Raw genomic sequence first — 12,680 nt, forward strand, 5'->3', positions numbered from 1 at the left:
CAAAAGGAGCTTTTTTCTTGAAACTTACGCCGCCCTAGGCAACCACTCCCCTTTTTCATCAGCACGTTACGTGCAACCTTAATCGCCGCCTGCGCGAGAATCACTGTTATTTAAATAAAATATTCCCCTATACTTTGGGAAACTAACTAATTAGGTTTATTACATGTTTGATCACGTAAAAAGAGATTGGCTCTCTAATGTTCGTGGTGATGTGCTTGCTGGTATTGTTGTGGCGCTTGCCCTAATACCTGAAGCTATTGCCTTTTCTATTATTGCCGGTGTTGATCCAAAAGTAGGTTTATACGCCTCATTTTGTATTGCGGTTATTATTGCCTTTGTAGGCGGACGTCCAGGTATGATATCGGCGGCCACCGGTGCAATGGCACTGTTAATGGTAACGCTGGTTAAAGATCATGGTCTGGAGTACTTACTGGTTGCTACCTTACTCACTGGTGTACTACAAATATTTGCAGGCTTTTTAAAGCTCGGTGAATTAATGCGCTTTGTATCGCGCTCTGTTGTAACAGGGTTTGTAAACGCGCTGGCGATTTTAATATTTATGGCGCAGTTACCTGAGCTGACTAATGTTACTTGGCATGTTTATGCGATGACCGCAGCGGGCTTAGGTATTATTTACTTATTCCCATATATTCCAACTATTGGCAAAATACTTCCCTCTCCTTTAGTATGTATTGTTGTTATTACACTGATTTCAATATTTTTGGGTCTTGATATAAGAACCGTTGGCGACATGGGCGAACTGCCAGACACTCTACCTATATTTTTATGGCCCGATGTACCGCTAACACTCGAAACACTGCAAATTGTATTACCGTATTCAATTGGTCTTGCTGTTGTGGGCTTACTTGAGTCAATGATGACCGCTACTATTGTTGATGACTTAACTGATACAACGAGCGATCGTAATAAAGAATGTAAGGGCCAAGGTATTGCTAATATTGGCGCAGGCTTATTTGGTGGTATGGCGGGTTGCGCTATGATTGGGCAATCAATTATTAATGTTAAATCGGGCGGTCGCGGCAGGCTTTCTACCTTTATTGCAGGTTTATTTTTAATCATCATGGTGGTGTTTTTAGATGAATGGCTGCGTTTAATTCCTATGGCAGCATTAGTTGCGGTAATGATTATGGTATCGATTGGTACGTTTTCGTGGACATCTGTTAAGGATTTAAAAAAGAACCCGCTTTCATCAAATGTTGTGATGATTTCCACCGTTATTGTGGTTGTTGCCACGCATAATCTAGCCATTGGCGTTTTAGTAGGCGTGTTGTTAGCTACGCTGTTTTTTGCTAATAAAATTGGTCGCTTCATGGTGGTTAAAGCTAACCATGATGAAAGCAACGATAAAATAACCTATGAAGTCGTTGGCCAAGTGTTTTTTGCCTCAGCTGAGCAATTTATTGCATCGTTCAATTTTAAAAATGCGGTTTCTAACGTCGTAATTGATTTAACCCATGCACATTTTTGGGATATAACCGGTGTATCGTCACTCGACAAGGTGGTTATTAAATTTAGACGCGAAGGCGCAACAGTTAATATTATTGGTATGAATAGCGCAACCGAAACTGTAATTGATAAATTTGGTGTGCATAACAACCCTGAAGAAGTCGAAAAACTACTTGGCGGACATTAAGGAGAATGCAATGACTAAAATAATTACCTATGTAGATGGCTCAGCCATTACAAAAAATGTAACCGACGCTGCTATTTGGGCTTCAAAAAAGCTAAATAAACCAATTAGCTTTGTGCATACAATTGAAAAAACGCAGCAAACTAATATCGGCGACTACTCTGGTAGTATTGGGCTTGGTGCACAGTCAACACTTCTTGATGAAATGACTAAGCTTGACGAACAACGCTGCAAAGTAAGTTTAAAAATGGCTGACGAATTATTAAATTCAGTAAGTGAGCATGCTAAATCGGCAGGTGTTACTAATTTTGAACTAATTAAGCGCCACGGTGATTTGCTCGATACCGTTATAGACTTAAAAGACGATACACGCCTTATTGTTATTGGCCAAAATGGTGCTGGACATAGTAATAGCTTTGCGGTGCTGGGCTCACATATAGAAACCTTAGTGCGCAATGCAACACAACCTATTTTGCTTATTCCTGAAACATTTAAACAACCTAAATCATTTATGATTGCGTACGACGGCCGCGAAACAGCCGACAAAGCGCTACAACAAGTGATTGATGGCGGCTTATTACATGGTTTGCATTGTCATTTAGTGAGTATTAAAAACAACGAAAAAGACCTTCAAGAAAAATTTGTTAACGCACAGCACAAGCTTATCAGTATGGACTTTGAAGTGTCGGCAAGCTTTTTAGAGGGCAATATTTTCGACTCGTTAATGCAATATAAAGAGCAAAATAATGTAGAACTGATTGTAATGGGTGCATTTGGGCATTCTAAACTAAGGCAGTTTTTTGTGGGCAGTAACACCATTCAAATGCTCGAGAACAGCGATGTGCCTGTGGTTATTTTAAAGTAAGTAGCTATTTTAAATAAGTTTAAACCAGTATCAAAAGCCTAAAATCACTTAACTGATTTTAGGCTTTTTGTTTTTGGCCTAGCTTCAAACTTTTCAAATAAAAACTGAATAAACGACGTAACCTTTTGAGCCACAAACTTTCTATGCTGCTCTGGCATAAATGAGCGCACGCCACGTTTGCTAAATGTTGCCATTATTTCTCGTTTACCGAGTTTGTCTTGTATTGCCAGCTCGCCTTCGTGAAAAGGGGAATCATCTATTGAATTTGTGTTTATCATTTTGCTTGTAATTCGTGTGCGTATTTTATGGGCTAAATTTAACTCAATACACAATGAATGATAATGGGTGTTTTATTGACTGATAATGCACAATACAATGACAATACTTGCACCCTCTTAGTGCCAGGCGCGCACCAAAATATAACAAAACGGGTTTTATCTTCACTCTAAAAATACATTAAATACTATTTAAACAATAACTTAAAAAACTGGCTGTATTTTTGCAAACATTCTATTAACAAGCCCGTTTTACTTACGGCAAAAATTTAGGTTGTTAGCACAATAGCTATTAGCAACCATCGGCAAAGAAGCCCGCACACAGTTATGCATATTGCGTATTTGTGGCGGGCTTTTTTGTTATTTGTATTTAAACCGTCACTTTAAGGAATGCCCTATGCAAACCTCGCAAAAAATACTCATTATTGGTAATGGTATGGTCGGACACCACTTTGTTGAGCAAATGCGCCAAAGCGATGCCAACGCAGACATTACTGTACTTTGCGGAGAAGCAAATCTTGCATACGATCGCGTGTACTTATCAAGTGTATTTGATGGTAAAACAGCCGCCGATTTAGCACTTACCACTCACGACAACTACAAACAGCTTAATATTAATGTGCATACCAGCCAGTGGGTTGAAGGCATTGATAGAACAGCAAAAATAGTGACCACATTAACAGGTGAGCAATACCCGTACGACAAACTTATACTTGCAACAGGTTCATTTCCGTTTGTGCCGCCTATAAAAGGTAACGACCAACCCCATTGTTTGGTGTATCGCACATTAGAAGATTTAGAACAAATAAAAGCCAGTGCCGCTGTAAGTAAAAGCGGTGTTGTTATTGGTGGTGGTTTGTTGGGGCTTGAAGCCGCAAACGCCATTAAGCAACTAGGGCTTGATACCCACGTAGTTGAATTTGCGCCACAACTTATGGCTGTTCAACTTGATGGACAAGGCGGTACGCTACTAAAAAATAAAATAGAAAAACTTGGCGTAACGGTACACACATCAAAAGCAACCAGCGAAATAGTAAAAGGCGAAACCAGTCGCTTTAGATTAAATTTTTCGGATGAGTCATTTTTAGAAACAGACCTAATTTTGTTCTCTGCCGGTATTCGCCCGTATGATCAGCTAGGTAAAATTGCTGATTTAGAACTCGGTGAGCGCGGCGGTATTATTATTAATAACCAATGCCAAACGTCAGATCCTGATATTTTAGCCATTGGTGAATGTGCCCTGTGGGACAAAAAACTATTTGGTTTAGTAGCACCGGGTTACAACATGGCGCGCGTTGCAGCGAGTCAATTAAGTGGTGGCGAGCTTGAGTTTTTAGGTGCCGATATGAGCACCAAACTTAAGCTATTAGGCGTGGAAGTAGGCTCAATTGGCGACGCTCATGCAAAAACGCCAGACTGTAAAGAGCTTATATATCAAGACGCTATTCGCGGCTGTTATAAAAAAATAATACTAAGTGAAAAAGGCGATAAATTACTGGGCGCTGTACTTGTTGGCGATACCAGCGATTACGATACTTTATTACAGTACATGCTTAACGACATGGACTTACCAGAAAACCCTGAGTGTTTAATTTTACCAGATAGCGGCGGCGCGCCGTCGTTATCTGGCAGTGCCCTACCCGACACAGCCACTATTTGTTCGTGTCACAATGTGAGTAAAGGCGACATTGTAGGTGCAATTGATGGCGGCTCATGCGATTTAGCCTCGGTAAAATCATGCACTAAAGCAGCAAGCGGCTGTGGTGGTTGTGCCGCATTATTAAAATCAGTTGTTGATAACGAATTAGCAAGCCGCGGTGTTGAAGTTAACAACCATGTATGTGAGCACTTTGCGTATTCACGCCAAGAACTACTGCACATGGTAAAAGTAGAAAGCATTAAAAGCTTTGATGGCTTACTAGCTAAACACGGCAGCGGTCATGGCTGTGAAATATGTAAACCTGCCATTGGCTCTATTTTAGCCTCAACATGGAACGACTTCATTTTAGAGCCCGCTCATGTTGGCTTGCAAGACACTAACGATACGTACCTAGCAAATATGCAAAAAGATGGTTCGTACTCTGTAGTACCGCGTATTGCTGGTGGCGAAATAACCCCCGACAAACTCATTGTAATTGGACAAGTAGCCAAAGACTTTAACCTGTACTGCAAAGTCACTGGCGGTCAGCGTATTGATTTATTTGGTGCACGCTTAGAAGAGCTTCCTGTTATTTGGGAGCGACTTATAGAAGCCGGATTTGAGACAGGTCATGCTTATGGTAAGTCTCTTAGAACCGTTAAATCATGCGTGGGTAGTACGTGGTGTCGTTATGGTGTGCAAGACAGCGTTGGACACGCAATAGAAATAGAAAACCGCTATAAAGGACTACGTGCGCCGCATAAATTTAAAATGGCGGTATCGGGTTGTACCCGCGAATGCGCCGAAGCACAAAGTAAAGATATTGGCATTATAGCTACCGAAAACGGCTGGAACTTATACGTGTGTGGTAATGGCGGTATGCGCCCTCGCCATGCTGATTTATTTGCGACCGATTTAGACACGCCAACACTGATTAAATATATTGACCGCGTGATTATGTTTTACATTAAAACGGCTGACAAATTACAGCGTACGTCGGTATGGATGGAAAATCTTGAAGGCGGTTTAGACTACCTTAAAAGCGTAGTCATTGACGACAGCTTAGGCATTTGCGACGAGCTAGAAGCGCAAATGGAATTAATTACACAAACCTATGCCTGTGAGTGGAAAAAAGCGATTGAAAGCCCAGATGCTGCCAAACGATTCCGCCAGTTTGTTAATAGCCCCGAAACCGACGACAACATTTTATTTGTGCAAGAGCGTAACCAAATCCGCCCTGCTACAGAAGCCGAAAAACGTGAGCAACGTAATACACAAAACCGTATTCCAGTAATGGAAGTTGAAGAGGAGCAAGCTGATGTCTTGGCATAATATTGGAACAATCGACAACTTAGTGGCTAATAGCGGCGTATGCGCATTAGTTAATAATCAGCAAGTGGCTATTTTTTACATTCCACAAAATCCAACGGCTGTGTTTGCCATTAGCAACTACGACCCGATTGGCAAAGCCAACGTATTATCGCGTGGCATTATTGGCTCAATCGACAATAAATTAGTTGTCGCATCGCCTTTATATAAGCAACACTTTTGCCTAGAAACAGGCGAATGTTTAGAAGCAGAAGCAATACACTTACCGGTTTTTAATGCAAAAATTGAAGACGGCAGTGTATTTATAAGCTCTGAACCAAAAGTTACAACAGCTGTGGCTTAGGGGAATATTATGAGTGTACTGTCTTATTTTTCGGGTATTGAAAACGTGTGGCTAAATAAGCTTGTTACTAAGCTAACAAGCTCAAATGATCGCAGTGCTAAAAGCGGCAACGTTTATATAATTGGTGCGGGCCCAGGAGACGCAGAGCTAATTACGGTAAAAGCGCAGCGTTTAATTAATACCGCCGATGTTATTTTATACGATTGGTTAGTAAGCGATGATTTATTAAAAACGCTTCCTAAAAAAGCGCAGCGTGTATTTGTAGGTAAACGTGCTGGTAAGCATTCGATGACCCAAGCTAATATTTGCGAACTACTGGTTAAATACGCGCAACAAGGCTTAAACGTAGTGCGTTTAAAAGGCGGTGATCCGAGTATATTTGCACGTATTAACGAAGAAGCCGATGCGCTTACCAAGCATAATATTAATTTTGCTATTATTCCGGGTGTTACAACGGCTTGTGCTACTTCTGCTTATACGGGTATTCCGCTCACTGCACGCGATGTAGCGCGTAGTGTTACATTTTTAACGGCGCAGTTTGCCGATCCTAACAAGCAACCTCATTGGCAAAATTACGCGTTTATGCCTGCAAACAACAACCCAACTTTAGTGGTTTATATGGGGCTTTCGCGCTTACAAATGCTAAGCAACGGTTTGCAATCAGTGGGCTGGCCAAGTAATACACCCATTGCACTAATAGAGAATGCCACTACCACTAAGCAAAAAGTAATTACTAGTACGCTTGAACTGATAGTAAATGAGCATGCTAAACACAACCTTCAAGGTCCTACCCTAATTATGATTGGTGAAGTAATAAATCATAAAATGGCAATTAGCCCTGAGTTATTAAACAGTATAAATGTTAACGCATGATACAAAATGAATAATGCACTTTTCGCGCTTACTACCTCCCCAGGAGTAGGCGCTTTTTTTGTTTTTAATTTGGGTTCAAGTTGTGTGCAATAACATGTTTAAATGCACCAAATAAGTTAAAAGTAATGGTAATTTAAATTATAGAAAAACAGTGGCAAACAAAAACAACACTTTAAGCAATTGTATTAGCTTGATTTTAAATTCAATGATGAAATTTATTAATGATTGGAACAGTGGTTGCACTTTAAAAACAAAAAAGTGTGGAATAATACCAATGGCGACAAGCAATCCTCTCACAAAACAGTTTTTATTAGCAGCAAAGTATCAAGAAATACACGCGCTAAAGCAATTACAAAACAGTTGTGCCTCGCTTACTAAATTAGGCGATTTTGTACATCAGTTACAAAAAGAACGCGCAATGAGTAATATATTTTTGGCCTCAAATCGCGAGCGATTTAAAACCCAATTACAAGAACAAATCCCTTTAAGCGACAGCGCACAAACTGCATTTTATGATTCTCTTAAACAAACATTTATAAACGACAACGCCGATACTGGCCATACTCGGTTATTTAATTTAATTACCTATAGCTTACAAGCACTCGATGCATTACCGGTATTGCGCAAGCAAATAGCACAACAAAACATTAGTGCAGTGCATGCTACGCAGTCTTTCACGCAGTTAATTGCTAGTTTACTCAATATTATTTTAGAGGCAGCAGATGGCGCAAGCGATCCTAAAATAACGCGTTTATTAGTTGCCTTTTTTAACTTTATGCAAGGTAAAGAATACGCAGGACAAGAACGTGCCTGTGGTGCACAAGCATTTGCAGCGAGTAAATTTACCACTGAGCAAAAACAACAACTCGCGCATTTCGTACAAGAGCAAAACCACAGTTTTGACTTTTTTAATGGGTACGCCGATGCGCACCTTTTAAAATGCTTTGCCACGTTAATAACACATCAGGTGAATAATCAGGTAGACCAACTTAGAAGTTTACTGCAAAAACTCGATGACGAGAATGCTCAACCGCTCTCGCAACTAAGCGAAGTATGGTACGAAGTAACCACTACGCGCATAGATATAATGCACAAAATTGAACAAAATATAGCAGATCAGTTAATTGATACCGCAGCAATGCAAATAGCCTGTGCTCAACGTAGCTTAAATACAAATAAGCAGGTACTTAACAATATGGTAGAGCAACACATAGCCCCTACTTTTGGCCAATTAGCCATTAAGCAACCAGAGCCAGAAGTAAACCAAAATATAGCGGCCGATAAGCTCAACAGTAATAAAACTATGTATGATTTAATTATCGAGCAAAGCCAGCATATAAAACAAATAAACCAAGCGTTACTTGACGCTAAAAAAGTTATTAGTGAGCAAAAGGTCATTCACCAAGCCAAGTACATACTTATTGAGCAGTTAAAGCTCACCGAAGAGCAAGCCCATAAACAGCTACAAAAACAAGCAATGGATACGCATAAAACCTTATTTAGCGTAGCGCAAACAATTGTACAAATGAGCGATTAAATATGCTGTTTTTACTTGGGCATGTTGATCTTTAGTAATACCACTACCCTAAATAATAGTTATTTATTAAGTTACAAATTTCACACCCAGATTGAGTTTTGCCTTATTTTAAAATTGATTCATAACCTGCTGACTATAATAAGGTAAAACCCTAATTTGAAGTCTATTTATAATGCAAATTATTCAACGCATTCAAAATAATCAACTACAATAAGTTAATCATTTGTTGCATCTCATTTTAATGAGGCATATTTAATACTGTTGTAGGAGTTTGAATGCCCAATGTAGAGAGTGATATAGAAGGTGTATCATTTATAGATGAGCAGCAATTAACAACTTCTCTTGATAATGACATTCAAACAAACATAGAAAACATTGCTGAGCTAATTTTAAACATTTTTGATGCGAGCTCATTTTCTATTGTTGCTAATCTGCCTCAACGTGCTGTCGAGCTATATAAATCAGGTTCAGAAATAGCAGTAGCTAAAGAGCAACTATCTGATGATATTTTTAATGAATCGATTATTGAGCATGATCCTAAAATATTTAGAGTTATATCGCTTATTATTTTGCCCTCAGGTCTTAAGTTTGGATGGTTGATATTCGAGCGAGCAAGTGATTCACTACTTACAGAAAAAGAAAAATCAATTTTAAATAGTTTACAAAAAAACTTTGTAAATCAGTTAGTCCAACGTAAAAATTCATTTTCTATATCTTTTTCACAAATTGTTAAAGTTTTCTCTGTGTTAATAAATTTCATAACAGCATAATTTAATGGATTTATTTCTTCAATACAGTCAATTGGTTGCTGCCTAATTAACAATATATCTGACTCAATGGTATTTATATCTATGGGGAGATCATTTTCTATTTTTTTAACTGACTTAGTAAGTTGATGAGTATATTTTAAGTGAAGAAAATTAAGCTAGTGAAACTTAGCCCCTTTAGCTATTTCAAAAGCTGAGTAAACAGTAATACTTACCTCTGCAGCTGTTAAAATCACAATAAGCATCAGTTTTCTGGAGATATTCATATACGACACCTATTTTAGCTACTAACCCAACAATTTTTAAATAATACTATAATAATTATAGTATTTATAACCTTAGGTATAGCAGATTTTATCTTTTTTACTAGCTCCTCTATAAATAACAATTTACGCTTAACTTTGTTCGTTTTTAATACAAAGCTTCTTTTTGATTTTAGTTTGCCACTCAAGAGCAATCTCGGGCAATTCGAGTGCAGCTAATAATACACTTTCATAATCTGGATATTTTTTATCAAAAAATGCCTGGAACAGTTTTTTAACTGATATGTCGTGCGAGGCTTTCTTCTCGATAACAACACTATCACCCGTTTTTGCAACGCCTTGCTTTAGTACCCTAAAATACACGCCAGTGCAGTAATGCTGCGTAAACAGTTTAAGGCTGTTTTTATTATTAAGGGCGATAGCGAGTTTAAAACAAGGCACACGAGGCTGGCTTACTTCAAGTAATGCAGTACCAATTCGAATATGGTCACCTATGTGTATATTCGCTTCATCAAGGTCAGAAATCGTGAAGTTTTCGCCAAAGGCACCTACTGCCAAATCATCATTCTCGAGGGTTTGCTTCCAGTAATCATAATGATTGTGCGAAAACGCGTAAACCGCTTTATCAACCCCGCCGTGATTAACTAAATCAGCTTGCTCATCCCCTATAATATTTAGCTTTTCAATAACAACAGGTTCGTTAGTTGGCGTTTTGAATATTCCCGTTTTCACCTCTTTATCATTATGAATAAGAGTTTTAATTTTAGAGATATTAGTCGAGATGATTTTCATATAAAACCTTTGATTAATACTTTAAATAGAGCTAAGCGCTAAATAAAGCAGGCCAGAAATAGGCAAAGTCATAATAAATACGTAACCATAAAAAAAGGCGATACCACCAGCAGAAGTTTTGTCAACACCACTGCTCACAATAGCGCCGCCTATTGGGATAAGTAAAAATACATTAATAAGTGTGCATAAAATAAATGCATCCCCGAATGCAGATACAACTGACGCAGCAACAGATAAAGCCAGTACCAGCATATTGCTTAGCCCATCTTTAATTTTTCGCTTATTTTCAATAATTTTTATTACAAAAACACAACAAAGTAGCCCTAAAAAATAAAGTGAAGGCCAAAATGTTTCATACCAGTTTTCAACTATAAAGTGGCTAATTAACCAATAAAAGAACCCAAATGCCAAAAGAAATGAAACAAGTGAAGTTAGGATTGCACTCGTATTTATTTTTCTTGTCATCACATATCTAAAGTTTAGTAATAACGATAAAACAAGTGACACTGCTGTAACCATAAACATTAAAACGAATGCTCCCCAGAAATCTTCAGCAGATAGATATGCAAGACTTGGCGTGACGCCTAATGCGAGTTGATTGATTGGCTTATTTTCTGATGAATATTTTGCTTTTGCATATAAAGCAAAGTAAATACAGAAAGGTTGTATAAAAATAGCCAATAATAAGAGAGTGTAGATTTTCATCATTCATCCTTGATGATCAACAAAGTAATATTATAAGTCGTTAATATATAATAAAGTTAAAATTAGAAACACAACAAATATGGGGGTCAGTATATAAAAAAAGATATTTGATATAATTTTGTGTTTTTCCCTAAAATGAAGCAAGCTATTGTACATAGCTCTAAAAAATGGGAATGTAAAAAATGATCTAAAAATCAACCATAAGACTAAGCTGCAGTGTAATTTTATTTCAAACCAAAACTGTTCAGGGTTAATATTTTTAGATTGACTCGGCGAGCTCTTTCCACCTATCGACCAGCCTGTTATAAGCTCTAACATGATTACTAAAATTAATAGAGCCGCGACCCAAAGAGCAGCAGACTCTATGGATTCTCTTTTTGAGATAAATTTTTTCATTAATATTTTATAAACGCATTTATTTAAGCTTATACAGACCTACTTTACCCACTTATTTAACGCTTGTTTGTCACTTTGTTTAAACTCAACCCAATTTGATGAGTTTTTAAAGTGCTCTTTCTTCCAAAACGTGGCGTGGTTTTTTAAATAATCCATTATAAATTGTGCGCCTTCAAAGGCGGCTTTGCGGTGTCGGGAAGTTACGCCAACAAACACAATTTGCTCACCAAGTGCTAAATAACCAACGCGGTGAATAATACATATTCGCGCCAGTTGCCAGCGCGTTTGTGCTTGCTCTGCTATAGATTGAAGCAGTTGCTCGGTCATACCAGGATAGTGCTCAAGCTCAAGTGCAATAACGTTATCGCCACTGCTGAACTCTCTTACCAAACCTGTAAAGGTGACAACAGCGCCATCGCTTTTATTATTACTACAAAGCGTATTGTGCTCGTCACCTACATTAAAATCATCGGTTTGTACTTGAATATGTATGCTCATTAGCCACCTGTAACCGGCGGGAAAAAGGCAAGCTCATCCCCTGCTTTCACTATTTCGTCGCTTGATGACATAGTTTGATTAAGCGCTGCAAGTAGCTCACGCTCCTCCAACCACGGTTGCCAATGCGGATATTGGCTAACTAATCTTAATTTAAGTTCTGAAATAGTAAGCGGCTGCGTAATCTCAAGGCTTAATTTACTGCACTTTAACCGCTCTTTTAGTTGCCCAAAAAACAATATCTCTACATTTTGGGCGCTAGATATAGCATCGTTTGGATTAATCGCGCTGCCAACTGCCATTTTTGCCCCCTGCTTTTTGAGTAACCCGCATGCTGCTAATTTCCATTAGTGGATCGGCTGCTTTACACATATCAAACAAAGTAAGGCTAGCCACAGATACCGCTGTTAACGCTTCCATTTCTACGCCAGTTTTACCGGCAAGCTTGCAGTAGCTGGTTATTTTAATTTGGCTGTTTGCTTCATCAAGCTCAAAATCGACTGCTACTTTACTAAGTGCAAGCGGATGACAAAGCGGGATTAAATCAGCGCACTTTTTAGCGCCTTGAATACCCGCAATACGTGCCACGCCTAACACATCGCCCTTTTTGTTTTGATTAAGCATTACTTGCTCAAAGGCAAGCTTGCTCATGCGAATAAAGGCTTCAGCTGAGGCATCGCGCAGGGTTACGTCTTTGAGCGACACATCAACCATATTAGCTTGGCCGTTTTCGTCTACGTGACTTAACAT

At 38.6% G+C, this 12,680-nt stretch carries 13 protein-coding genes; 7 read left to right on the forward strand and 6 right to left on the reverse strand.

Annotation, left to right across the window (positions count from 1 at the left end; all coding sequences use genetic code 11):
* Positions 1–163: 163 nt before the first annotated feature.
* Entirely contained in the window at positions 164–1,654 is a 1,491-nt protein-coding gene (locus AC5NT5_RS09645; protein WP_182672193.1) for a SulP family inorganic anion transporter, read from the forward strand.
* A 10-nt stretch (positions 1,655–1,664) separates the two neighbouring features.
* Positions 1,665–2,516, forward strand: a complete 852-nt coding sequence (locus AC5NT5_RS09650; protein ID WP_182681157.1) for a universal stress protein — start codon at positions 1,665–1,667, stop codon at positions 2,514–2,516.
* A 44-nt stretch (positions 2,517–2,560) separates the two neighbouring features.
* Here the strand turns inward: AC5NT5_RS09650 and AC5NT5_RS09655 are convergent, their stop codons facing one another.
* The gene (locus AC5NT5_RS09655) at positions 2,561–2,794 is read right to left on the reverse strand and encodes a hypothetical protein (protein WP_182681440.1); all 234 of its coding nucleotides are present in this window, start codon (positions 2,792–2,794) and stop codon (positions 2,561–2,563) included.
* Positions 2,795–3,188: 394 nt separating this feature from the next.
* On the opposite strand from AC5NT5_RS09655, the gene nirB reads away from it, so the two are divergent.
* The 5 genes from nirB to AC5NT5_RS09680 all read left to right on the forward strand — a co-directional run bounded on the left by nirB (position 3,189) and on the right by AC5NT5_RS09680 (position 9,282).
* Positions 3,189–5,762, forward strand: a complete 2,574-nt coding sequence (nirB, locus tag AC5NT5_RS09660) for a nitrite reductase large subunit NirB (RefSeq protein WP_494512930.1) — start codon at positions 3,189–3,191, stop codon at positions 5,760–5,762.
* Positions 5,749–6,102: a nitrite reductase small subunit NirD gene (gene nirD / locus AC5NT5_RS09665; RefSeq protein WP_002959861.1), complete on the forward strand. Its 354-nt coding sequence runs from the start codon at positions 5,749–5,751 to the stop codon at positions 6,100–6,102. Before nirB ends, nirD begins: the two co-directional genes overlap by 14 nt.
* Positions 6,103–6,111: 9 nt before the next feature.
* Positions 6,112–6,975, forward strand: coding sequence for a uroporphyrinogen-III C-methyltransferase (cobA, locus tag AC5NT5_RS09670; RefSeq protein ID WP_494512929.1), 864 nt, complete (start codon positions 6,112–6,114; stop codon positions 6,973–6,975).
* Between the two features lie 274 nt (positions 6,976–7,249).
* Positions 7,250–8,512 carry a nitrate- and nitrite sensing domain-containing protein gene (locus tag AC5NT5_RS09675; protein ID WP_494512928.1) on the forward strand — a complete coding sequence of 421 codons (1,263 nt, stop codon included), beginning with the start codon at positions 7,250–7,252 and terminating at the stop codon, positions 8,510–8,512.
* 275 nt (positions 8,513–8,787) lie between these two features.
* Complete coding sequence (locus AC5NT5_RS09680) at positions 8,788–9,282, forward strand: hypothetical protein (protein ID WP_494512927.1); 495 nt, start codon at positions 8,788–8,790, stop codon at positions 9,280–9,282.
* Between the two features lie 392 nt (positions 9,283–9,674).
* Here the strand turns inward: AC5NT5_RS09680 and AC5NT5_RS09685 are convergent, their stop codons facing one another.
* The 5 genes from AC5NT5_RS09685 to moaC form a co-directional block, all read right to left on the reverse strand.
* Positions 9,675–10,334, reverse strand: coding sequence for an MOSC domain-containing protein (locus AC5NT5_RS09685; protein WP_494512926.1), 660 nt, complete (start codon positions 10,332–10,334; stop codon positions 9,675–9,677).
* Positions 10,335–10,355: 21 nt separating this feature from the next.
* Positions 10,356–11,039, reverse strand: a complete 684-nt coding sequence (locus AC5NT5_RS09690; protein WP_518528052.1) for a hypothetical protein — start codon at positions 11,037–11,039, stop codon at positions 10,356–10,358.
* Between the two features lie 435 nt (positions 11,040–11,474).
* On the reverse strand, positions 11,475–11,933 hold the full coding sequence (gene moaE, locus AC5NT5_RS09695) for a molybdopterin synthase catalytic subunit MoaE (RefSeq protein WP_494512924.1): 459 nt from the start codon (positions 11,931–11,933) through the stop codon (positions 11,475–11,477).
* On the reverse strand, positions 11,933–12,232 hold the full coding sequence (locus AC5NT5_RS09700) for a MoaD/ThiS family protein (protein ID WP_494512923.1): 300 nt from the start codon (positions 12,230–12,232) through the stop codon (positions 11,933–11,935). The genes moaE and AC5NT5_RS09700 overlap by 1 nt, the downstream gene beginning before the upstream one ends.
* A complete protein-coding gene (moaC, locus tag AC5NT5_RS09705; protein WP_494512922.1) occupies positions 12,210–12,680 on the reverse strand; it encodes a cyclic pyranopterin monophosphate synthase MoaC in 471 nt (156 codons plus the stop codon). The genes AC5NT5_RS09700 and moaC overlap by 23 nt, the downstream gene beginning before the upstream one ends.

Source organism: Pseudoalteromonas sp. J2K-J599, from assembly GCF_059295115.2.

What these genes read in the sequence shown, in the direction of transcription:
- AC5NT5_RS09675 (WP_494512928.1), top strand. Translation starts at nt 7,250, where the DNA reads ATGGCGACAAGCAATCCTCTCACAAAACAGTTTTTATTAGCAGCAAAG.
- AC5NT5_RS09685 (WP_494512926.1), bottom strand. Translation starts at nt 10,334, where the DNA reads ATGAAAATCATCTCGACTAATATCTCTAAAATTAAAACTCTTATTCAT.
- nirD (WP_002959861.1), top strand. Translation starts at nt 5,749, where the DNA reads ATGTCTTGGCATAATATTGGAACAATCGACAACTTAGTGGCTAATAGC.
- AC5NT5_RS09680 (WP_494512927.1), top strand. Translation starts at nt 8,788, where the DNA reads ATGCCCAATGTAGAGAGTGATATAGAAGGTGTATCATTTATAGATGAG.
- AC5NT5_RS09650 (WP_182681157.1), top strand. Translation starts at nt 1,665, where the DNA reads ATGACTAAAATAATTACCTATGTAGATGGCTCAGCCATTACAAAAAAT.
- AC5NT5_RS09700 (WP_494512923.1), bottom strand. Translation starts at nt 12,232, where the DNA reads ATGGCAGTTGGCAGCGCGATTAATCCAAACGATGCTATATCTAGCGCC.
- cobA (WP_494512929.1), top strand. Translation starts at nt 6,112, where the DNA reads ATGAGTGTACTGTCTTATTTTTCGGGTATTGAAAACGTGTGGCTAAAT.
- AC5NT5_RS09645 (WP_182672193.1), top strand. Translation starts at nt 164, where the DNA reads ATGTTTGATCACGTAAAAAGAGATTGGCTCTCTAATGTTCGTGGTGAT.
- AC5NT5_RS09655 (WP_182681440.1), bottom strand. Translation starts at nt 2,794, where the DNA reads ATGATAAACACAAATTCAATAGATGATTCCCCTTTTCACGAAGGCGAG.
- moaE (WP_494512924.1), bottom strand. Translation starts at nt 11,933, where the DNA reads ATGAGCATACATATTCAAGTACAAACCGATGATTTTAATGTAGGTGAC.
- moaC (WP_494512922.1), bottom strand. Translation starts at nt 12,680, where the DNA reads ATGTTAAGTCACGTAGACGAAAACGGCCAAGCTAATATGGTTGATGTG.
- nirB (WP_494512930.1), top strand. Translation starts at nt 3,189, where the DNA reads ATGCAAACCTCGCAAAAAATACTCATTATTGGTAATGGTATGGTCGGA.
- AC5NT5_RS09690 (WP_518528052.1), bottom strand. Translation starts at nt 11,039, where the DNA reads ATGAAAATCTACACTCTCTTATTATTGGCTATTTTTATACAACCTTTC.